Below are 21,269 nucleotides of genomic sequence, written 5' to 3'. Positions count from 1 at the left end.
AATGGTCGACATCCTGCACCGGGTCGGCGTCGTCGCACCGCTCGACGACGTCTACCGAGCGGTGGCAACGCCGGAGGGCCTCGCCGCCTGGTGGACCACCGACACGGTGGGCAAGAGCGAAGTCGGTGGAAAGCTGGCCTTCCGGTTCGGCGATGCCGGCGGCTTCGACATGGAGGTCCTGGAGCTGAACCCCGCCGGGCGGGTGCGGTGGCGCGTCGTCGACGGCCCCGAGGAGTGGGTCGGCACCGAGGTCGACTGGCGTCTCGACCAGCGCGGCGAGTACACGATCGTCCAGTTCGCGCACCAGGGCTGGCGCGAGCCGGTCGAGTTCATGCACCACTGCAGCACCAAGTGGGCGCTGTTCCTGATGAGCCTCAAGGAGCAGGTCGAGACCGGCCACGGCCGACCGGCCCCGGACGACGTCCGGATCAGCGACTGGCACTGACCTCGGTGACGGCTGCATCGCCGGGCAATCGCGAGCTCCGCCTGGGGATAGCGATTGCCCCGGCGATCAGGCCGAGGGCCACGATCGCCACGGCGCAGACCAGCAGCGTCGGTCGGGGGCCGATGGCACCCACCAGCGGCCCGCCCAGCATGGTGCCCAGCGGCACCGCCAGCACGAGGATGGCACCGTTCGCGGCGAGCACCGCGGGCAGCTGGGCGGTCGACGTGCTGCGCTGGAACAGCGCCATCGACGTGGACATGTACGGCGCCCAGATGAAGCCCGCCAGGGCGAACGCCGGCAACGACACACCGACCGGTGCGCCCAGGCCGAGCGGCAGCATGGCGACGCCGAACGCGACGACGATGCCGATGGTGGTGGCTCGCAGTGGCCAGCGGCGGAGGTAACCGGCGACCAGACCTCCAGTGAGGCCGCCGACGCCGAACGCGGTGTAGTAGGCCCCGAGCAGCATCGCGGTGGCGTGCAGGTCGTCGGTGATGTGGATCGGCATCGCCACGTACACCGGTCCGAAGAGGAAGAAGAACCCGAGGCTCAGCACGAGCAGGCCCAGCAGGGCCGGGTTCTGGCGGATGACAGCGAAGCCGGCCGTTCGCGAAGCGCCGCTCTCGGACCGTGCGGGTCCGTCGTTGGCGGGAAGGGCGAGACGGTACGTGAGGGCCAGCGCGGCGAAGGTGGCGGCGTCGATGGCGATGACCCAGACCGGCCCCACCCAGCCGATCAGGATGCCCGCCAGTGGCGGGCCGACGATGGTGGCGAACCCTCCGATGGTGCTGAGCACGGCATTGGCCGGCAGATGGTGCCGCTGCGGCAGCAGTTCGGCGATCAGGGTGAACCGGCCGGCGGAGCCCCACGAGTGCAGCAGCGCCGACGCGGCCAGCAGGGCCACGTACAGCCCGATGGTGAGCACGCCGGCGAGGTGGGCGAGAGGGATCGCCGCGAGGGCGGAGGCCCGCAGGATCGCGTCCCACCCGGCGAGCTGCGCGCCACCGCGCCCACGCAGCAACCGCCCGAAGACGACCGTCCCGGCCGCGCTGGGCACTGTGTACGCCGCCATGGCCACCGCGATCCAGAGGCCGCGCTGACCGTGCGGGGCGAGTTGGATGGCGAGCCACGGCACCGCGACCACCGCCATGCCGTCGCCCAACGCGGACACGGCTAGCCCGGGCAGGACGCGCCGGAGTTGTGGGTGACTGACCACCGGCCAGTACGGCGAGGAGCGTGGGAAACGGGCGGCGTCTGTTGGCATGCTGCCAGCTCACCCGGCGCGGGCCCGACGATTCAAGAAAGGCTGCTGGCAGCAGAATCAGCCGAGCGCGAAACGTTCGAACTACCGGTCCGGGTGGGTGTCCTCGGCGCGAGGCTGGCCCGGGCGCTCGTCTGCAACGGGTGCGGTGTCGCCGCCGAGCAGTACCGCTCGTAATCGGTTGTTCTCGCGCCTGGCGCGGCGAGCGGGGCCGATACCGGCGATCATGCCGCAGATGTAGCCGAGCGGCACCAGCACCCGGCCGACCGTTGCGGCCGTGCCGTGCACGTCGTCCCGCAGGATGTAGCCGACGATCAGCAGGCCGAGCGCCAGCGTCAGGACGGCCAGATCGGCTCGTTTGAACATCATGGGCAGTCGCTTCCGCTGGCGGAGATCGACCCCGTCCCCTCGGTGGCGGGGCGTCGTACCCACAGTGACACATCCACGCCCGTGCCCTTGTGGACCGAAATCCATCTACCGCTGAGCTGACCGCGCTGTCCTCATCGGCCCGGACGCGCAGCTCGTTGCCGCTGGGATCCGTCTGATCGGGCAGCGCGACAGCCGGATCACCGGTGCGGGCTGTCGTCCTCGCGGGCAGCGCGGAAGGACGAGCCGATGGCGGCCACGATCGAACCCACCGAGGCGAGCGACACCGCCACCGTGCCGGCGGTGTCGGCGCCGCCGTCGCCGGTCACTTTGAGGATGATGCCGGTGGCCATCAGGACGACCGACAGGGCCAGGACTGCCTGGATGGCTCGTTTGCTCATGGCGGCACCTCACTTTCGACCGAACCGTTACTCCGCCCGGTAGACGGAGATGTGCGACGGGCTGTCGGCGTGGAACGGTCGCCGCTGCCAGTCGGCGTACCGTTCGGTGAGCCGGAGCCCCGCCTGCTGCGCCATCTCGTCGATCTGGTGTGGCCAGGCGTACCGCATGGCGAACGGCAACAGGTGCACACCCTCGGCGTCGAAGGTGATGGTCTGCCGGATGAACCGCTGCGCCGGCCGGTCGTACTTGTGCAGCCGGATCGTCGCGGAGTCTTCGGTCACGGACCGCACCTGCACCTGCTCGTCCGAGTCGAAGTCGCGCGGGTCGGGCACGAACGTCTCGATGACGAACGCGCCGCCGGGCGACAGCACGCGGGCGACGTTGCGGAAGCAGTCCGCCTGCCGCTCGGCGTCCACCAGGTTGAACAGCGTGTTGAAGACCAGGTACGCGAGCCGGAACTCACCCTTCACCGGCACGTCCGCCATGTCGGCGACGACGACCGGGATCTGGTCGCCGCCGGGCTTGGCCCGCAACTGCGCCACCATCTCCTCGGACGCCTCGACACCGTGCACGGTGAGACCGCGCTCGGCCAGCGGAAGTGCGACCCGGCCGGTGCCGATCGCCAGTTCGAGAACCGGCCCCCCGTCGGCCAGATCGGCCAGGAAGTCCACCGCTGGCGCCGGGTCGGGGTTGCCGGGGCCGTCATAGTCGGCGGCCCAGAGCCGGCCGAAGAGGCCGGGATCGTCGAAGACCGACATCAGCGGCCTCCGGGGTTGGGTTCAGTGGCGCTCAGCGCCAGGGGAGCGGTAGTGCTCACGAAGCCTCGATTCCTCAGGTCAGATGACGGTGGGTTCGTGGGACCTCGTCGTGTCTGGCATGGTGGCTGCTCCCTTCGCACGGCTGTCGACCGAGGACACCAGAGACGCCGCAGGCCCGGCAAGGCAATTACGCCAGCCGGGCCCAGGACGGGACGTGCGGTCAGGAGATGTGGTGCAGGATCACGTTGTGCACGTGGTGGCTCTTCTGCGCGCCACGGAACTCCACCTCGTAGGTGTGCGTGCCGACGTGGATCGCGATCGCCCCGGTGGAGAAGAACGAGCCACCCCAGGACTTGTTGCTGACCACACTCACGCTGGTGATCTTCGAGTACGGGATGCTGGTGATCGCGAACCGCTTCCCGACGAAGGAACGGTCCTGGATGATCACCCGGCGGTCGGTCAGCCCGATGAACCCGGTGCCGGTGCCGACCGCGTCGTAGACGGCGATGATCTGCTCACCCTCGAGAAGGCCACTCTCGATCTGCTGGACCTGCTCTTTGCGGTCGTACGCGATGTTCGCCATGAGATCCAGGCTAGAAAACCGGTGCCAACGTGCCGGCGTTCGCGTCGGTCGCGGCGCGGACGAACTCGCGTACCCGGGTGGTGGTGTTGCTGGGCAGCCAGACCGGCCCTCGCTCGATCGGTGGCGCGTCGTGGATGGGCACGTACGCCACGTCGGGGCGGGGGTAGTAGCGCCTCGTGTGCTCACCCACCGGCAGGACGCCCCGGCCCAGTGCGACCAGGGACAGCATCTCGGAGAAGGTGTTCCCGGCGGGTCCCTTCGGCACCGGCCGGCCGGCCGGGGTGCGCTCCGGGGTGCGGTCCCGTTTGAACTCCACCGAGGTCACTGCCGGGTACTGCACCACCGGGTGGTCGGCGAGGACCTCCAGCGACACCGAGCGTTCCCGGGTGAGCGGGTGACCCGCCGCGACCGCCAGCGCCCGGTCCTCGGAGAGCAGCGCCGGGCCGGTGGCCATCCCGTCGAAGGGAAACGAGGCGATGAGTACGTCGGTGGAGCCGTCCAGGAGGCCGGACCGCGTGTTGGCCAGCTGCGCCTCCCGCACCTCGACCTGGCAGTCGGGATGCCGCTCGCTGAACAGGGCCACGGCCCGCAGCAGCACCGGTGCGGTCCACTCGCCGAGGAACGCCACCCGTAGGGTCCCGGTGACGCCCCGGCCGGCGTCGACGGCCCGGAGGACGGCCTCCTCCATCCCGGCAACCAGTGGGGCCAGCTCGTCGGCGAGTTGCCGGCCGATCGGGGTGAGCCGGACGACCCGGCTGGTGCGGGCGAACAGCGGTGCGCCGATCCGACGCTCCAGCTTCTTGATCACGTGGCTGACCCGGCCGGTGCTGACGGTCAGTCGCTCGGCGGTGCGGCCGAAGTGCAGCTCCTCGGCGAGGGTCAGGAACGTCTCGACCTCGTACCGCTCCAGCACGTCCGCCCCCATCGTTGACCTGTGGGCAACAATCGTAGCGATATCGGCTCTTGGTCGGCGTCTCCCGTCCGGGGATCGTGAACGCGGCAGGAAACACCGAGCGAAAGGCTGCGACATGAGCATCCACGAACAGCGGGCGGACGTCAGCGCGGTACGGGTAACCGGCTTCGACCACCTGGTGCTGACCGTCGCCGACGTGGAACGGGCACTGGGCTTCTACTGCGGCCGACTCGGCCTGGAGTCGGTGCGGGTCGATGAGTGGCGCGCGGGCACCGTCCCGTTCCCGTCCGTGCGGATCAGCCGCGACAGCATCATCGACCTGGTCCGTGGCGAGCGGCAGGGCACGAACGTCGACCACTTCTGCCTGGTGGTGGCACCGCTGGACTGGGCCGAAGTAACCGGATCAGGGGTCTTCACGGTGCTGACCGGGCCGGTGGACCGGTTCGGTGCCCGTGGTTCGGCGACCTCCATCTACGTGCAGGACCCGGACGGAAACTCGGTGGAGCTGCGCTGGTACCCGCAGGACGCCGTAGCCGACCGGTGAGCCCCAGCTGCCTGACGGACATGCGGAAGCCCCGCGCCTGCCTGTCAGAGACGGGCGGGCGCGGGGCTTCGGCGACAGGTCAGTGGTCGCTGCGCGGGTCGTGGTCCGTGCTGCGGCTGCCGGCCTTGGCCAGACCCCGGCTCACCAGGTAGCCGATGGTGAGCAGGGTGATGTACCACCAGGCCTTGTCGGCGGCGAAGTAGTCGCCGCCGTCGTTCGCGGCGCCGTCGCCGACGGCGTTCGAGGCGATCAGCACACCGATGACGGCGAGCACGTAGATCGCCAGCTCGCTGGTCTTCCAGGACGGCTTCGTCTCGTCGCCGCGGCGGTTCACGCGGCGGACGTCGTGCTGGCCGGCGTGCTCGACGTGGTCGTTGGCGCGGTTCTGCGTGGGGGTGGTCATGTCAGCTCCTGAAAAGCACTGTTTGAGTAGTTCGGTCCTTCGCGAGAGCTTTGTCAACTCCCGCGTGGAACTGGTACCCCAGTGCTTTTCAGGAAAACCTCAGACTTACCAACCAGTAGAAGCTCAGGCCTCGGTGACCGCCCGGTAGGCGTCCTCGATGCGGGCGGCCAACAGGACCTCGCCCTCGGTCAGCGGTTCACCGTTGCCGTGCCCGACCCGGATCTGGGTGCTGTCGGACTGCCGGCTGATCTCCGGGCGAAGGTGCAGCGCATCTGCGACCACCTTGACCCGTTCAGTTAGTGCCGCGTGTTGGGTATCGTCGATCGCGAGCGTCCGTCGGATCTGCTCCCCCTCGCGTGTCCAACCAGACAGCAAGGTCAACGCGTCGGCAAGGTAGTCGTGCTTGGCCCTGCTGTTGAACAGCACGCGCATCACCGCACCCCCCAAGCGCCGTTGCCGGCTTGTGGCCAAATCGTCGCCATCCCGTGTCTTGTCGGTGTCCTCTAGTCTCTCGCCGCGCGGAGGGGGTGTCCACGCCCACACTTCCGTGTTCTGTTGGCCTAGCGGACGGCTACGGTACCCAAACCGCCGATTGATCTGGCACCCTGGACGCCCGTGCGGACCGAACGGGCGAATGGTGGCGGGCAGGTCGAACGACGGGACCTGAAGGTGATCGTCGGCGCGGCGATAATCCGGGACGGGCGGGTGCTCGCCTGCGCGCGTTCCGCCCCACCCGAAGTGGCAGGAATGTGGGAGTTTCCGGGCGGAAAGGTCGAGCCGGGCGAGGCGGAGATCGACGCGCTGATCCGGGAGTGCGTCGAGGAGCTGGCCGTACGCGTCGAGATCGGCGACCGGGTCGGCCGTGACGTACGGATGGCGCACGGCCGTTCGGTGCTCAAGGTGTACGCGGCCCGCCTGCTCGACGGCGAGGAGCCCCAGGCGTTGGAACACGAGGCGCTGCGCTGGCTCACGGCCGACGAACTGGACTCGGTCACCTGGCTCCCCGCCGACGCCCCCATCGTCGCCGCCCTCCGCCCCCTCCTGCGGCCCCCCAGCTCCCGTTGATCATGAAGTTATTGCCGCGACACGCCGATTGAGCTGGCAATAACTTCATGATCGACCGCGGTGGGGCGGGGCCGGGGCCGGGGTGGGTGGGGTGGGGGTATGCGGACGGGGGCCGCGGCTGCCGCCGCGGCCCCCGTCTTCGTTGAGGTTTCTAGTGCTTGTTGTCCTGGTCCGGGTGCGCGAAGTTCAGGTGCTCCGGAGGCAGCGGGAAGGTCACGTCGTCACCGAACGGCGACGGCGCGGCAGCCCGGTCGAAGGTGAGCTCGGTCAGCGGAAGCTTGCCCCGGTCGTCCACCGCCGGAGCGGTCGGGTGGGGCACCTCCCGGTGCCAGTTGACGCCGCTCTGCGCCTGCGCCTCAGCCTGCGAGTCGTGGGAGCCACCCGCATGCGAGTGCAGCCCACCACGGGCTGAGCCCGGCGTCGGCGAGCCCTGACGGGCGGTGGTCACGCTGGTCTGGGGCGTCTCGCCCCGACGGAAGATCTTGCTACCAAGCCACACAAGGGGATCGTACCTGCGGTCGACGACCCGTTCCTTCATGGGGATGATCCCGTTGTCAGTGATCTTGATGTGCTCGGGGCAGACCTCGGTGCAGCACTTGGTGATGTTGCAGAAACCGAGGCCCTGTTCGGCCTGTGCGTACTCCTTGCGGTCCGTCCGGGCGTCCAGCGGGTGCATGTCGAGCTCGGCCGCCCGAATGAAGTACCGCGGGCCGGAGAACGCCTGCTTGTTCTCCTCGTGGTCGCGGATCACGTGGCAGACCGTCTGGCACAGGAAGCACTCGATGCACTTGCGGAACTCCTGCGAGCGCTCGACGTCGACCTGCTGCATCCGGTAGTCACCCGGGGCGACGTCCGCCGGTGGGGCGAACGCCGGCGTCTCCCGTGCCTTCTCGTAGTTGAACGAGACGTCGGTGACCAGGTCCCGGATGACCGGGAAGGTACGCAGCGGGGTGACCGTGACCGTCTCCTCGTCGCCGAAGGTCGACATCCGGGTCATGCAGCCCAGTCGCGGCTTGCCGTTGATCTCCATGGAGCAGGAGCCGCACTTGCCGGCCTTGCAGTTCCACCGGCAGGCCAGGTCGGGAGCGTCGGTGGCCTGCAAGCGGTGGATGACGTCGAGGACCACCTCGCCCTCGTTCACCTCCACCATGTAGTCCTGCAGGTCCCCGCCGGTCTCGTCGCCCCGCCAGATCCGGAACTGACGCTTCGCGCTCATCGGTTGTCCGCCTCTCCAGCGTCGACGACGAGGGCGTCGAAGTCGGCCAGCTCCTCGTCGGTGAGGTACTTGGAAAGCTCCGCACGGTCGAAGAGGCCGATCAGCTCCGGCCGCATCTTCGGCAGCGGCTTACGCGTCAGCCGTACGCTGTCGCCGTCCAGCGAGCAGACCAGGTTGACCTGCCGCCACTTCGGCTCCATCGCCGGGTAGTCCTCCCGGGTGTGCCCGCCGCGCGACTCCTGCCGCTCCAGCGCCGCCTTCGCGGTGCACTCCGAGACCACCAGCATGTTGCGCAGGTCCAGGGCCAGGTGCCAGCCCGGGTTGTAGCGCCGGCCGCCGAACGCGCTCACCTTGGCGACCCGCTCGCGCAGCTCGGCCAGTCGCACCAGCGCGTCGGCCAGCTCGCCCTCGCGCCGGATGATTCCGACCAGGTCGCCCATGACCGCCTGGAGGTCCTGCTGAAGGGTGTACGGGTTCTCGCCGGTGTCGCGCTGGAGCGGGGCGAGTGCGGTCTCCACGGCCGCCTCGACAGCGTCCACGGCCACCTTCGGCCGAGCGGCGAGCCCGTCGGCGTAGCTGGCCGCGTGCCCGCCCGCCCGCTTACCGAACACCAGCAGGTCGGACAGGGAGTTGCCGCCCAGTCGGTTGGAACCGTGCATGCCGCCGGAGACCTCACCGGCGGCGAACAGCCCGCGTACGTGGCCGAAGGCGGCACCCGAATCCGGGTCGACCTCGACGCCGCCCATCACGTAGTGGCAGGTCGGCCCGACCTCCATCGCCTCGGCGGTGATGTCGACGTCGGCAAGCTCCTTGAACTGGTGGTACATCGACGGCAGCCGCCGGCGGATCTCCTCGGCCGAACGCCGGCTCGCGATGTCCAGGAAGACGCCACCGGCGGGGGAGCCCCGACCGGCCTTGACCTCGCTGTTGATCGCGCGGGCCACCTCGTCACGGGGCAGCAGCTCCGGCGGACGCCGGTTGTTGTCCGGGTCGGTGTACCAGCGGTCCGCCTCCTCCTCGGTCTCCGCGTACTGCTTGCGGAAGACGTCGGGGACGTAGTCGAACATGAACCGCTTGCCGTCGGAGTTCTTCAGGACGCCACCGTCACCACGCACCGACTCGGTGACCAGGATGCCCTTCACCGACGGCGGCCAGACCATGCCGGTCGGGTGGAACTGGAGGAACTCCATGTTGATCAGCGTCGCCCCGGCGCGCAGCGCCAACGCGTGCCCGTCCCCGGTGTACTCCCAGGAGTTCGAGGTGACCTTGTAGGAGCGACCGACGCCGCCGGTGGCCAGCACGACGGCCGGCGCCTCGAAGAGGATGAACTCGCCCGACTCGCGGTAGTAGCCGAACGCGCCGGCCACCCGGTCACCGTCGAGCAGCAGCTCGGTGATGGTGGTCTCGGAGAACACCTTGATCCGGGCGTCGTACGAGCCGAACTCCCGTTGGTCCTCCTGCTGGAGCGACACGATTTTCTGCTGGAGGGTGCGGATCAGCTCCAGGCCGGTCCGGTCGCCCACGTGCGCCAGGCGCGGGTACTCGTGGCCACCGAAGTTGCGCTGCGAGATCTTGCCGTCCTTGGTGCGGTCGAAGAGCGCACCGTACGTCTCCAGCTCCCAGATCCGCTGCGGCGACTCCTTCGCGTGCAGCTCGGCCATCCGGAAGTTGTTCAGGAACTTGCCGCCGCGCATGGTGTCGCGGAAGTGCACCTGCCAGTTGTCCCGGCTGTTCACGTTGCCCATCGCGGCGGCCGCGCCGCCCTCGGCCATCACCGTGTGCGCCTTGCCGAAGAGCGACTTGGAGATGATCGCGGTCTTCTTGCCGGCCAGCCGGGCCTCGATCGCCGCGCGCAGACCGGCGCCGCCGGCCCCGATGACGACGACGTCGTAGTGGTGTCGTTCGATGCGAGTGGTTGTGGTCATGTCAGGGGCCCTTTAGTTGATGAACCGCAGGTCGGAGAACCAGCCGGCCGCGAGCGCCATGATGTAGAAGTCGGCCAGCGCCAGGGTGCCGAGGGTGATCCAGGCGAGCTGCATGTGGCGGACGTTCAGGGCCGAGACGAACGTCCAGGCCTTGTAGCGCACCGGGTGCTTGGAGAAGTGCTTGAGCCGGCCGCCGATGATGTGCCGGCAGGAGTGGCAGGAGATCGTGTACGCCCAGAGCATCACCACGTTGAGCAGCAGGATGATGTTGCCCAGCCCGAAGCCGAAGCCCTTGGGCGAGTGGAAGGCGAGGATCGCGTCCCAGGTGTTGATCAGCGAGATGATCGCGGCGGCGTAGAAGAAGTAGCGGTGCAGGTTCTGCCCGAGCAGCGGGAAGCGGGTCTCACCGCCGTACTCCTTGTGGCCGTCCGGGACGGCGCAGGCCGGCGGCGACAGCCAGAACGACCGGTAGTAGGCCTTGCGGTAGTAGTAGCAGGTCAGCCGGAACAGCAGCAGGAACGGCAGGGTCAGCGCCGCGTCCGGAATGATCCACCAGCCGGGCAGGAACCGGCCGAAGTGCGAGGCGCCCTCGATGCACCGCTCGGTTACGCAGGGCGAGTAGAACGGGGTCAGGTAGTGGTAATCCGCGACCCAGTAGAAGTCGTGCATGAAGACCCGGACCGTCGCGTACGCGACCCAGGCGCTCAGCCCGATCACGGTGATCAGCGGGGCGAACCACCAGCGGTCGGTACGCAACGTCTTCGCCGCGATCGCGGCGCGCGCCCGCGCTCCCCGCGGCCTCGTTGCCGTTGAAGTCATTCGAGTCGTCTCCTCGACGGGCCCGTACGGGCGGGCGGATCTTTCTCCGGTCGGCACGCGGACCGGCGAACCCGCACCCGCTGCCACGTCATGCGCACACCAACGACCACGCCGGATCGACCGACGCAGCTAAGTGACACACGTTACGCCGATCTCTGCGAGCCGTCCGCGCAAGGGAGTGTCCCGAGTGTCTGGCCTGCGGAAATACCCCGACACGGCGGTCCGCGGCGGATCGTCGTGCACATCGCCGCGCTCAGCCCGAGGCGCCCCCGGTGAAGTGCCAGGACGCCAGTCGCACCGAGGGCGCCGACCACCATGCACCGTCCACCCGGTCCGGTTGGCGCACCGCCCGCGCTCCCAGCCCGAGCACGGCCCCGGGCCCCAGCGCCCGCGGGTACGACTCGGTGAACCGCAGGTCGCGGACCGCCCGCACCACAGTGCCGTCCTCGATGAGCCAGACACCGTTGCGGGTCAACCCGGTGACGACGAGGCTCTTCGGGTCCAGCACCCGGGTGTACCAGAGGTCGCTGACCAGCAGCCCACGGCGTACGCCGGCGACGAGCGCGGCGGTGTCCGCGTCGACGACCGCCCCGGCCGCCGCGCCGGTGGTGCTCCGACCGGTCGCGCTGGCCGGGCCAGCCGTCGCGCCGGACAGTCGCAGGTTGCGGGCCATCGGGCCCCAGGTGGCGCCACCCGCGACCGCGTGCCCGGTGGACCGCGCACCCGCCTCGGCCGCCGTCCGCCGATCGTGGGCGACCGCCCGGGTGGTGCCCGCCTCGACCAGGGTCAGCGCCCCTCGCGCGGTGCCCTCCGCGTCGAACGGCAGGCCGGACGCGCCCAGCGGGTCGTCCACCAGGGTCACCGCCCGGTCGAACTGGGCCGCCCCCGGCTCGGCGAAGGACTGCCGCTCGGCGTACCGCTTGCCGTTGAAGCCATACCAGGACAGGTTCTGCAACAGGTCCGCCACGGCGGCCGGCTCGAACACCACCTCGTAACGCCCCGGCGGCAGCTCCACCGGGTCGGCCGCCGCCTGCGCCTTCGCCGCGGCGTGCGCGCCCAGCTCGGCACCGTCGAGGTCGGAGAGCCGGTCGCTGGCGAACCGGGCCACCCCGTCCGCGCCGTCGCTACGCGCGATGCCGTCCATCGCCGCCTCCGCCGATCGGCCGGACGCCGTGTGCCCGGCCGAGTTGGCGAACGCCGACGAGCGGTGCGCGGTGCGGCAGTAGCCGGCGGTGCTGAGGCCACCGGCGGCGGCCACGAAGGCGCCAACCCGGTCGGCCCGCTGGTCCGGCTCGGCGTACGCGGTCGCCTCGTCCACGGGCGGCGCGGCCGGCACGGGCGTCGGTGCGACCAGCCCCGGCCAGCCCGGGTCCGGCGGGCAGAGGCGCGCCGCCGCCAGGGTGCGCTCCACGAGCGCGTGCAGCCCGTCGGCGGTGACCACGCTGCCGCTGCCGGCGGCGGTCCGACCGTCGATGTGCAGCCGCAGCCGGACCCCGACTGTCGACTCCGCGACGTTCTGGTGGATGGCCGAGTTGGCGAACCGGGTCAGCGCCAGGTCCGCCCGGGTCACCACCGCATCGGCCTGCGCGGCCGGACCGCCGAGACGCCGAACCAGCTCGACGACCTGCCCGGCCAGCTCCAACTCGGTCATGCTGAAACCCCCACCCGGACGTTGCGGAACCGGGCCGGCGCGGCCGGGTGACCGGTGTGGCCGATCTGGCCGGGCTGGCCCTTGCCGCAGTTGGGCGTGCCCCAGGAGACCGTCTCGCTGGACAGCATGTCCATCGAGCGCCAGAAGAGCGGGCCGATCCCGGTGTACGTGGGATTGCGCAGCATCCGCCCCCGCCGCCCCTTCTTGATCTCCCAGCCGACCTCGCAGCCGAACTGGAAGTTGAGCCGCTTGTCGTCGATCGACCAGGACCGGTTGAGGTCCATCAGCACGCCGTCGTCGGTGGCCGCGATGATCTCCTCCAGGGTGTGCGGGCCCGGTTCCAGACCGACGTTGGTCATCCGCACCATCGGCAGTCGGGCCCACCCGTCGGCCCGTACGCTGCCGCCGTAGTCGAGGCTGGCCATGGCGGCGGAGTCCCGGCCGGCGAGCACCCCCACCCAGCGACCGTCGCGCACCGCGTCCCGCTTGACCGCCGGGGAACCCTCGTCGTCGAAGCCGAAGCTGCCCAACGCGCCGGGGATCGTGGGATCGATGGTGATGTTCATCAGCTCGGAGCCGTAGCGCAGCGAGCCGAGCTGCGCCAGGTCCAGCCAGGACGTGCCGGCGAACGCCGCCTCCCAGCCGAGGATCCGGTCCAACTCGATGGCGTGCCCGACCGACTCGTGGATCTGAAGGGCCAACTGCTCGCCGCCGAGGATCAGATCGGTCTCGCCCGCGGGGCAGAGCGGCGCGGTCAGCAGCGCCCGGGACTCCTCGGCGATCTGCGCGGCGTGCGCGGCCAGGTCGAGCGACTCGACCAGCTCCCATCCCGTGGTGCCGTACTGCCCCCGATAGCTCGGCCAGGACCGGCGCTGCGTCTCGCCGTCACCGATGGAGGTGGCGGAGATGCCGCCGCCGCACTCGCGGATCCGCTGGTCGATCCGGTGGCCCTCACTGGAGACGAACCACTTCGCGGTGTCCCAGACCTGGTAGAGGCCCTCGGCCAGGTCGGCGCCGTGCTCGGCCATCGTGCGGGTCGCGCCGACCAGCAGGTCACCCTTGTCCGACAGGGGCACCCCGAGCGGGTCGATCTGGCAGCCGGAGGACCAGCTCGCGGTGACCGCCTCGGCCGGAACCAGGTCGACAGGTGGGCCCGGCACCCGCGCGCTCGCCATGGCCGTCCGCGTCGCGCGCCGGCCGGCGTCGCGGGCGGCGGCGTCGGATAGATCGGGTACGGCGTAGAAGCCCCAACTCGCACCGACAAGTGCCCGGACACCGATGCCGATGCTCTCGTCCTGGGTCAGCTCCTCCACGTCGCCGTTGCGCGCGGTCATCGACTCGTAGCGGCGGTGCATCACCCGCGCGTCGGCGTACCGGGCGCCCGCGTCGAGGGCGGCCTGGACGGCGGCACTGGCCGCGTCGAATTCGGTCATGCGACCGACCCTAGGCCAGCCGACCGACACCCGTCAGGGGACGAGGTCCTCCGGCCGAATGGGACTCCGTCGCCCGCTCCCGCTCCGGCCCGCGACCTTGGCGGCAGAGGGCCCAACTCCGCTTCCGGTCTGTCGGGGCGGTGTTCGTCGTCAAGATTCGCGCAGTATCAGGGATGTTGCTGCCTCCGCCGCGCCTGAGGCAGCAACTTCGGGGATGTTGTGAGGATCTTGGCGCGGGGCGCGGGGCGCGGGGCGCGGGGCGCGGGGCGCGGGGCGCGGGGCGCGGGGCGCGTTGACGGCGCACCCGAGATGCGATCGCGGCATGAATGGGCGTGGATGGCGAGGTGAGGGGGGTGCGTGGCCGATGCCGACTCGTTACGCTCGGGCCCGCTGACACGTGCCGACTTTGTAGCTTATTTTCACCCTCGGGACTTTCATGTAAGTTCCCTTCGTCACTGAGGGAGGTGGCCGTGGACAGCTCGGAACCGTTGCCGTCCGGCGATCCGGACGACCGTCCCGCCGTGCCGGCACAGCGCTCCGACGAGGATGCCTACCTGCGGGTGCGTGACCTGCGGGTCCGGTTCGACACCGAGGACGGCGTGGTGCGCGCGGTCGACGGCGTGTCGTTCGCCGTCGAGCGGGGCCGCACCCTCGGCATCGTGGGTGAGTCCGGTTCCGGCAAGAGCGTCACCTCGCTGGCCATCCTGGGCCTGCACGACGCCAAGCGGACCACCATCACCGGGGAGATCTCCGTCGGTGGCCGTCAGGTGGTCGGCCTCGGCGACGAGGAGGTACGCCGGCTGCGCGGCCGGGACATGGCGATGATCTTCCAGGATCCCCTGTCGGCGCTGCACCCGTACTACACGGTGGGTCGGCAGATCGCCGAGGCGTACCGGGTGCACCACCCGAAGGCCAACCGGCGCGAGGCCCGCCAGCGGGCGGTCGACATGCTGGACCGGGTGGGCATCCCGCAGCCGGCGCGCCGCTTCGACCAGTACCCGCACGAGTTCTCCGGTGGCATGCGCCAGCGGGCGATGATCGCGATGTCCCTGGTCAACGATCCGGCGCTGCTGATCGCCGACGAGCCGACCACCGCACTGGACGTCACCGTGCAGGCGCAGATCCTGGACCTGCTCGCCGACCTCCAGGCCGAGTTCCACTCCGCGATCATCCTGATCACCCACGACCTTGGCGTGGTCGGCCAGGTCGCCGACGACGTGCTGGTCATGTACGGGGGTCGCGCCATCGAGCGGGGCACCGTCGAGCAGGTGCTCCGCTCGCCGCAGCACCCGTACACCTGGGGGTTGCTATCCAGCGTGCCGTCGCTGCACGGCGACGCGGACGCGGACCTGGTGCCGATCCCCGGCAACCCGCCCAGCCTGATCAACCTGCCGTCCGGCTGCGCGTTCCACCCCCGCTGCCGGTACGCGGACCGCGCCGGCAGCCGCTCCCGCAGCGAGGTGCCCGAGCTGCGAGCGGCCGGGGCGGACGGCCACCTGGTCGCCTGCCACCTGAGCGCGGAGGAGCGGGCCGCGTTCTACGCCGAGGACGTCGCATCCGTGGGGGTGGCCCGATGACCGACGAACCACTGTTGCGGGTGCGCGGGCTGACCAAGCACTTCCCGGTACGCCAGGGGCTGCGCGCCACTGGCCTGGTGCGGGCGGTGGACGGCCTCGACTTCGACGTGCGACCCGGCGAGACGCTCGGGTTGGTGGGGGAGTCGGGCTGCGGCAAGACGACCACCGGTCGGATGCTGGTGCGGCTGCTGGAGCCGACGAGCGGCAGCATCGAGTTCGACGGGCGGGACATCACGCACGCCGGCCGGCGGGAGCTGCGTCCGCTGCGTCAGGAACTCCAGATCATCTTCCAGGACCCGTACGCCTCGTTGAACCCCCGCCACACCGTGGGCCGGATCGTGGCGATGCCGTTGCAGGTCAACGGGATCAAGCCGCCGGGTGGCGTGAAGGCCCGGGTGCAGGAGTTGCTGGAGCTGGTCGGGTTGAACCCGGAGCACTACAACCGGTACCCGCACGAGTTCTCCGGCGGTCAACGTCAGCGCATCGGCATCGCCCGCGCGCTGGCCCTGCGGCCCAAGCTGATCGTCGCCGACGAGCCGGTCTCCGCGCTGGACGTCTCGATCCAGGCGCAGGTGGTCAACCTGCTGCGCAACCTGCAACGGGAGCTGGGCCTGGCGTTCGTGTTCATCGCGCACGACCTGGCGGTGATCCGGCACTTCAGCCAGCGGGTCGCGGTCATGTACCTGGGTCGGATCGTGGAGATCGGCGACCGGGCGGACATCTATGAACGACCCCAGCACCCGTACACCCGGGCGCTGCTCTCGGCGATCCCGGACGTCACCCAGCTCGGCCCGGCGGGCCGGATCCGGCTGACCGGTGATGTGCCGACCCCGCTCAACCCGCCGTCGGGCTGCCGGTTCCGCACCCGCTGCTGGAAGGCGCAGGACGTCTGCGCCGCCGAGGAGCCGGCGCTGGTGCCGCGCGACGGTGGTCGGCAGGCCACCGCGTGCCACTTCCCCGAGGTGGCGGCTCCGATCTTCGAGGAGGTGCCGTCGTGAGCCTGTCCCCGGTGGAGGGTCTGGCGCTGGCCGAGATCGAGTCCGACCCGGACGCGACCACGCCCGCCGCGAAGGGCGTCGTCGGCCGCTCACCCGGTCAGCTGGCCTGGATGCGACTGCGACGCGACCGGACGGCCGTGGTCAGCGGCGTACTCCTGGTCTTCTTTCTGGTGTTGGGGTTGGCCGCCCCGCTGATCGAGATGGCCTACGGGATCGGGCCGCGGGAGCAGTTCCAGAACCTGCTGGACGGTTTCGGCATGCCACTGGGCTATGTCGGCGGTGTCACCGGGGACCACTGGTTCGGCCTGGAGCCGAACCTGGGTCGGGACATCTTCATCCGGTTGATCTACGGGTTGCGGACGTCGCTGTTCGTCGCGTTCGCGGCGGCGCTGATCACCGCGACGATCGGGGTCGTGCTGGGCGCGCTCGCCGGCTACCTCGGCGGCTGGCTCGACGCCGTGATCAACTGGATCACCGACCTGACCCTGGCCATGCCCTTCCTGATCATCGCGCTGGCGCTCACCCCCACCGTCACGCTGCGCTTCTACGGTGAGCGGGGGCAGGTGTCGTCCGCCTTCGGGGTGGGCGTGCTGATCGCCGTCTTCGCCATCTTCGGCTGGACCAGCACGGCCCGGCTGGTTCGCGGGCAGGTGATCGCGCTGCGCGAGCGGGAGTTCGTGGAGGCGGCCAGGGCCAGCGGGGCTGGGCTGGGGCACATGCTCTTCCGGCAGCTGCTGCCCAACATCTGGGCGCCGATCCTGGTGTCGTTCTCCCTGGCGGTGCCGCAGTTCATCACCAGCGAGGCCGCGCTGTCGTTCATCGGTGTCGGTCTCAGCGACGAGACCCCGAGCTTCGGCCGGATGATCTACGACAGTCTGGACTTCCTCCAGACCGACCCGGCGTACGTGTTCTTCCCGGGCATCATGATCTTCGCGCTGGTGTTCGCCTTCAACCTCTTCGGCGACGCGTTGCGTGACGCGCTCGACCCGAAGTCGTCCCGGTAGGGGTCAAAATCATGGCGCGATTTCTGCTCAAGCGACTCTTCTCCGCCACGCTGACCCTCTTCGCGGTGAGCGTGTTGACCTTCCTGATGTTCTTCGCCCTGCCGCGCGACCCGGTCAGCAGCATCTGCTCGAAGAACTGCAACCCGGAGCGGCTGGAGCGGGTCCGCGACGACCTGGGCCTGAACGACCCCCTGGTCAGCCAGTACGCCGGCTACATGAAGGGCATCGTCACCGGTCGCGACCTGGGCAGCGCCCAGGGTGGCCGGTGTGACGCGCCCTGCCTGGGCTGGTCGTACGTCACCAACGAGGCCGTCTCGGACACCATCGCCCGGGTGCTGCCGGTGACGCTGAGCATCGTGATCCCGGCGGCGATCCTGTGGTTGCTGCTCGGGGTCGGCCTTGGCATGGTCTCCGCGTTGCGGCGGGGCACCTGGCTGGACCGCCTGGCCATCGGCTTCTCGCTGACCGGGGCCTCGTTGCAGCTCTACTTCGTGGGCGCGGTGCTGCTGCTGGTCTTCGTCTACAACCTGCGGCTGCTGCCGGTGCCGAGCTACACGTCCCTCTTCGACAATCCGGCGAAGTGGGCCAGTGGGCTGGTGCTCGCCTGGGTGGCGCTGGCCTTCCTCTTCTCGGCGATCTACGCCCGGCTGTCCCGCGCGCAGATGTTGGAGACGCTGTCCGAGGACTTCGTCCGGACCGCGCGGGCCAAGGGCCTGGCCAAACCCAAGGTGTACGGGAGACACGCGCTGCGCGCGGCGATCACCCCGGTGGTGACCATCGCCGGGCTGGACGTGGGCGGGGCGCTGGGCGGCACGGTGATCACCGAGACGACGTTCGGCATCCAGGGGTTGGGGCGTACGGCGGTGGACGCGGTGCGCTCGGGTGACCTGCCCACGATCATGGCAACGGTGCTGATCGCGGCCGTCTTCGTGGTGCTGGCGAACGTGCTGGTGGACCTGCTCTACGCGGCCATCGACCCACGGGTGCGTTTGCGCTGACGGCCGGGTGTCCGCCACGCCCCACCGATGGCGAAATTTATCGACAACTGTTACACAACTCGTAGGTTTTCTTCCTTACGATCCTCGGGACGTCGGCGGTTCTCGCCCCGACGAAACCGCACGGCACATGGGTGAAGGGGGTACTTCATGAGACCACGCGTGGTGGCTGCCGCAGGCGGCGCGATCGCTCTGGTTGTGGCATTGGGTGCGTGCTCGGAGAACACGGGCGAGGGCACCACGGTGAACACTGACCGGAAGCAGACCGGGGTCATCGCGACCGACCCCAAGGACTCGCAGGGGCCGGCGGCCGAGGTGAGCGGCGCTGCGAAGGGCGGCGTCTTCAGCGTCATCCGGGAGTCGCCGATCTCCCACCTCGACCCGCAGCGGACGTACTCGTTCGCCGGTCTGATGGCGAACCCCCTCTGGTCCCGCTACCTGACCACCTGGAAGGACGACGGCAAGGGCGGCCTGGTCCTGGTGGGCGACCTGGCCGAGACGCCGGGCAAGAACGTCAACAACGACTGCAAGGTCTGGGAATTCACCGTCAAGGACGGGGTGAAGTTCGAGGACGGTCGGCCGATCACCTCCAAGGAGATCGCGTACGGCATCGCCCGCTCCTTCGACCCGGACCTCTCCGGCGGCCCGACCTACATCCAGGAGTGGCTGGCCGACACCCCGCAGTTCGACACCAAGTGGGACTTCAAGAAGAACAAGACGTCGCTGCCGCCCGGCCTGAGCACGCCGGACGCGAAGACCCTGCGCTTCGAGTTCGCCAAGCCCCGCTGTGACCTGCCGTTCGCGGTCTCGCTGCCGACCACCGCGCCGCTGCCCGCCGACAAGGACACCGGCGTCGACCTGGACAAGCAGCCGTTCTCGTCCGGGCCGTACAAGGTCGCCAAGAACCAGGTCGGCGTGCAGATCACCCTGGACCGCAACCCCAACTGGGACCCGAACACCGACCCGGTCCGCCACCAGTACCCGGACCAGTTCGTCTGGAGCTTCGGCCCGACCGCGGACGCCGCCAACAACCGGGTGATCGCCGACAACGGCGCCGACCAGAGCGCGCTCGCCTTCAACACCGTGCCCGCCTCGCTGGTCGCCAAGGTCGCCGGGGACGCGTCGCTCAAGTCGCGGACGCTCCTCTCGCCGACTCCGAGCGCCAACCAGCTCGTCATCAACAACCAGCGGGTCACCGACCTGAAGGTGCGTCAGGCGCTCAACTACGCCATCGATCGCGAAGGCATGATCAAGGCGCTCGGCGGTCAGACCGTCGCCGCGCCGCTGACCACGCTGATGCCGCCGGCCACCATCGGCTACAAGGCGTACGACGCGTACCCGGCGGGCGCCAACGGCAACGTGGAAAAGGTCAAGGAGCTGCTCGGCGGCAAGACGCCGGAGCTGGTTCTCGGTGTCGCCGACAACTCGACCGAGCAGCAGCAGGGTGCCCAGCTCAAGGCCAACCTGGAGCGGGCCGGCTTCAAGATCACCGTCCGGAACATCTCGGACGACGCGAAGCTCGACGAGATCAAGAAGAAGAACAACCCCTGGGACCTGTACATCGGTAACTGGGCGGCGGACTGGCCCAGCGGGGCGTCGATCCTGCCGGTGCTCTACGACGGCCGCACCATCAAGGCCGAGGGCAACAGCAACCAGTCCTACTTCAACGACCCGGCGATCAACGCCGAGATGGACCGCATCCTGGCCCTGCCCCCGGCCGACCAGGGACCGGAGTGGGCCAAGCTCGACGAGCGGATCATGAAGGAGCACGCGCCGGTGGTGCCGTTCTACGTCGACGTGGCCTACAACGTGCACGGGTCCAAGGCCGGCGGGATCTTCATCTCCAGCGTCTTCGGCTACCCGTCGTTCGTGAACGCGCACGTCAAGCCGTAACTCACACCGCAGACAGGTAAGGGTCTCCTCCCGACAACGCCGTCGGGAGGGGACCCTTCTGTTCGAGGAGCAGACGTTCGCCGACCTCTGCCGTGAGCGGGCCGGCGGGCGTCGTGGAGATCTCGCCTTCATCCTCTGGATCTTCACCGACACGTTCGCAGGCATCATCCGGGAGCGCGCGACAGACCTTGCGAGGTTGACCATGGCCAGGAACGCAACCACCGTCTTCAGGATCGTCAAGTGCCTCGCGCTGGCCATCGGTGTCCTGATGGTGGCGGGGATCGCCACGGTCATGGTGCTGGCGCGGGGAACCGGCGAAGACATCACAGGTGTCGTGGCGCCGGCGCTGCTGCTCACGCTCCTGTCAGCGGTGGCAGCCGTCGTCGCGGCCATCCCGCAGGGCGCGAGCGATCGTCGCAGGCGCGGCTGACGCCGCATCGGTTTTCCGATCTCAGGTCCGGGTCATGGTGGAGGCGTAGCCACCTCCGCCGGGGTAGGTCCACTCGCCGGTGACCGTGGTGTCGTCGGCGCTGAACGTGCCCTCGTAGTACGCCGGGCTGCCTTTCGCGCCGGCCCAGATGATCAGCTTGTCGTCGACGAGTTCGTATACGTAGTCAAAGGTGTTGCCGGTCGCGTCGTAGAACCGCGACACCACGTCCACGCCGACCGGCTCGCCGAACGGGCGCAGGTTGCCGATGACTTCCAGCCCGGTGACGGACTGGCCGAACTGATTCAGCTCGACCTGCTGAAGCAGGAAGAACCGGCCGGCCATCCACTCGTACCGCACAGTGCCCTCTGCGCCGCCGGTCACCGACCAGGTGCCGACCAGACGGTCCAGGGCGGTGAGTTCGGGGCTCGGCTGGGTGTGCTCAGACATCGGATCCTCCTCGGTGGGTGCTTGTCCGTACCTCGAAGGCGGCGCTCGGGCTTTGACATCGACGCCATGTGACTCAGGTCACTCCACCTGGGCGTCAAGGTTCGCGGTGCGGCCGCGAGGTAGCGGCAGGTACCCACCACG

Annotated in this window: 23 protein-coding genes; 9 read left to right on the top strand and 14 right to left on the bottom strand. The window is 69.7% G+C overall.

What is annotated here, in order from left to right; all coding sequences use genetic code 11:
• The first annotated feature begins 1 nt into the window (after position 1).
• Positions 2–445, top strand: a complete 444-nt coding sequence (locus tag GA0070619_RS23775; RefSeq protein ID WP_088950105.1) for an SRPBCC family protein — start codon at positions 2–4, stop codon at positions 443–445.
• Here the strand turns inward: GA0070619_RS23775 and GA0070619_RS23770 are convergent.
• From GA0070619_RS23770 to GA0070619_RS23745, 6 genes are all read right to left on the bottom strand, one after another.
• Positions 429–1,709, bottom strand: coding sequence for an MFS transporter (locus tag GA0070619_RS23770; protein WP_088950104.1), 1,281 nt, complete (start codon positions 1,707–1,709; stop codon positions 429–431). The genes GA0070619_RS23775 and GA0070619_RS23770 overlap by 17 nt on opposite strands.
• Positions 1,710–1,790: 81 nt before the next feature.
• Positions 1,791–2,075, bottom strand: a complete 285-nt coding sequence (locus tag GA0070619_RS23765) for a hypothetical protein (protein WP_088950103.1) — start codon at positions 2,073–2,075, stop codon at positions 1,791–1,793.
• A gap of 197 nt (positions 2,076–2,272) precedes the next feature.
• Entirely contained in the window at positions 2,273–2,473 is a 201-nt protein-coding gene (locus GA0070619_RS23760; protein ID WP_088950102.1) for a hypothetical protein, read from the bottom strand.
• A 27-nt stretch (positions 2,474–2,500) separates the two neighbouring features.
• On the bottom strand, positions 2,501–3,232 hold the full coding sequence (locus GA0070619_RS23755; RefSeq protein ID WP_088950101.1) for a class I SAM-dependent methyltransferase: 732 nt from the start codon (positions 3,230–3,232) through the stop codon (positions 2,501–2,503).
• A gap of 220 nt (positions 3,233–3,452) precedes the next feature.
• Positions 3,453–3,815: a PH domain-containing protein gene (locus tag GA0070619_RS23750; protein ID WP_030337500.1), complete on the bottom strand. Its 363-nt coding sequence runs from the start codon at positions 3,813–3,815 to the stop codon at positions 3,453–3,455.
• 10 nt (positions 3,816–3,825) lie between these two features.
• Positions 3,826–4,728, bottom strand: coding sequence for a LysR family transcriptional regulator (locus GA0070619_RS23745; protein ID WP_088952009.1), 903 nt, complete (start codon positions 4,726–4,728; stop codon positions 3,826–3,828).
• A gap of 115 nt (positions 4,729–4,843) precedes the next feature.
• Here GA0070619_RS23745 and GA0070619_RS23740 point away from each other — a divergent pair, with 115 nt between their 5' ends.
• Positions 4,844–5,272, top strand: coding sequence for a VOC family protein (locus GA0070619_RS23740; protein WP_088950100.1), 429 nt, complete (start codon positions 4,844–4,846; stop codon positions 5,270–5,272).
• Between the two features lie 79 nt (positions 5,273–5,351).
• Here the strand turns inward: GA0070619_RS23740 and GA0070619_RS23735 are convergent, their stop codons facing one another.
• Together GA0070619_RS23735 and GA0070619_RS23730 are read right to left on the bottom strand one after the other, a co-directional pair.
• A complete protein-coding gene (locus GA0070619_RS23735) occupies positions 5,352–5,675 on the bottom strand; it encodes a hypothetical protein (protein WP_088950099.1) in 324 nt (107 codons plus the stop codon).
• A 123-nt stretch (positions 5,676–5,798) separates the two neighbouring features.
• Positions 5,799–6,107 carry a 4a-hydroxytetrahydrobiopterin dehydratase gene (locus tag GA0070619_RS23730; RefSeq protein ID WP_088952008.1) on the bottom strand — a complete coding sequence of 103 codons (309 nt, stop codon included), beginning with the start codon at positions 6,105–6,107 and terminating at the stop codon, positions 5,799–5,801.
• Positions 6,108–6,290: 183 nt separating this feature from the next.
• On the opposite strand from GA0070619_RS23730, the gene GA0070619_RS23725 reads away from it, so the two are divergent.
• The gene (locus GA0070619_RS23725) at positions 6,291–6,740 is read left to right on the top strand and encodes a (deoxy)nucleoside triphosphate pyrophosphohydrolase (RefSeq protein ID WP_088950098.1); all 450 of its coding nucleotides are present in this window, start codon (positions 6,291–6,293) and stop codon (positions 6,738–6,740) included.
• Positions 6,741–6,891: 151 nt separating this feature from the next.
• Here GA0070619_RS23725 and GA0070619_RS23720 read toward each other — a convergent pair whose 3' ends face one another.
• From GA0070619_RS23720 to GA0070619_RS23700, 5 genes are all read right to left on the bottom strand, one after another.
• Entirely contained in the window at positions 6,892–7,956 is a 1,065-nt protein-coding gene (locus tag GA0070619_RS23720; RefSeq protein ID WP_088950097.1) for a succinate dehydrogenase/fumarate reductase iron-sulfur subunit, read from the bottom strand.
• Positions 7,953–9,881 carry a fumarate reductase/succinate dehydrogenase flavoprotein subunit gene (locus tag GA0070619_RS23715; protein ID WP_088950096.1) on the bottom strand — a complete coding sequence of 643 codons (1,929 nt, stop codon included), beginning with the start codon at positions 9,879–9,881 and terminating at the stop codon, positions 7,953–7,955. Before GA0070619_RS23715 ends, GA0070619_RS23720 begins: the two co-directional genes overlap by 4 nt.
• 12 nt (positions 9,882–9,893) lie before the next feature.
• Positions 9,894–10,700 (bottom strand): hypothetical protein, encoded by an 807-nt coding sequence (locus GA0070619_RS23710; protein ID WP_088950095.1) that lies wholly within the window; start codon positions 10,698–10,700, stop codon positions 9,894–9,896.
• A 253-nt stretch (positions 10,701–10,953) separates the two neighbouring features.
• Positions 10,954–12,351 carry a TldD/PmbA family protein gene (locus GA0070619_RS23705; RefSeq protein WP_088950094.1) on the bottom strand — a complete coding sequence of 466 codons (1,398 nt, stop codon included), beginning with the start codon at positions 12,349–12,351 and terminating at the stop codon, positions 10,954–10,956.
• Positions 12,348–13,784: a TldD/PmbA family protein gene (locus GA0070619_RS23700; RefSeq protein ID WP_088950093.1), complete on the bottom strand. Its 1,437-nt coding sequence runs from the start codon at positions 13,782–13,784 to the stop codon at positions 12,348–12,350. Before GA0070619_RS23700 ends, GA0070619_RS23705 begins: the two co-directional genes overlap by 4 nt.
• Positions 13,785–14,305: 521 nt before the next feature.
• Here GA0070619_RS23700 and GA0070619_RS23695 point away from each other — a divergent pair.
• The 6 genes from GA0070619_RS23695 to GA0070619_RS23670 all read left to right on the top strand — a co-directional run bounded on the left by GA0070619_RS23695 (position 14,306) and on the right by GA0070619_RS23670 (position 20,681).
• Positions 14,306–15,361, top strand: coding sequence for an ABC transporter ATP-binding protein (locus tag GA0070619_RS23695; protein ID WP_172862235.1), 1,056 nt, complete (start codon positions 14,306–14,308; stop codon positions 15,359–15,361).
• Positions 15,358–16,359 carry an ABC transporter ATP-binding protein gene (locus GA0070619_RS23690; protein WP_088950092.1) on the top strand — a complete coding sequence of 334 codons (1,002 nt, stop codon included), beginning with the start codon at positions 15,358–15,360 and terminating at the stop codon, positions 16,357–16,359. Before GA0070619_RS23695 ends, GA0070619_RS23690 begins: the two co-directional genes overlap by 4 nt.
• A complete protein-coding gene (locus tag GA0070619_RS23685) occupies positions 16,356–17,363 on the top strand; it encodes an ABC transporter permease (protein WP_088950091.1) in 1,008 nt (335 codons plus the stop codon). The genes GA0070619_RS23690 and GA0070619_RS23685 overlap by 4 nt, the downstream gene beginning before the upstream one ends.
• A gap of 11 nt (positions 17,364–17,374) precedes the next feature.
• Positions 17,375–18,361, top strand: coding sequence for an ABC transporter permease (locus GA0070619_RS23680; RefSeq protein WP_088950090.1), 987 nt, complete (start codon positions 17,375–17,377; stop codon positions 18,359–18,361).
• A 147-nt stretch (positions 18,362–18,508) separates the two neighbouring features.
• On the top strand, positions 18,509–20,251 hold the full coding sequence (locus GA0070619_RS23675) for an ABC transporter substrate-binding protein (RefSeq protein ID WP_088950089.1): 1,743 nt from the start codon (positions 18,509–18,511) through the stop codon (positions 20,249–20,251).
• A 202-nt stretch (positions 20,252–20,453) separates the two neighbouring features.
• Positions 20,454–20,681 (top strand): hypothetical protein, encoded by a 228-nt coding sequence (locus GA0070619_RS23670; RefSeq protein ID WP_088950088.1) that lies wholly within the window; start codon positions 20,454–20,456, stop codon positions 20,679–20,681.
• Positions 20,682–20,702: 21 nt separating this feature from the next.
• Here the strand turns inward: GA0070619_RS23670 and GA0070619_RS23665 are convergent, their stop codons facing one another.
• Positions 20,703–21,128 (bottom strand): hypothetical protein, encoded by a 426-nt coding sequence (locus tag GA0070619_RS23665; RefSeq protein ID WP_088950087.1) that lies wholly within the window; start codon positions 21,126–21,128, stop codon positions 20,703–20,705.
• Between the last annotated feature and the right edge of the window lie 141 nt (positions 21,129–21,269).

The organism is Micromonospora zamorensis (assembly GCF_900090275.1).
GTDB lineage: Bacteria > Actinomycetota > Actinomycetes > Mycobacteriales > Micromonosporaceae > Micromonospora > Micromonospora zamorensis.
The sequence above is the reverse complement of the archived record's forward strand: the minus strand, read 5'-3'. Positions and strand labels throughout refer to the sequence as shown.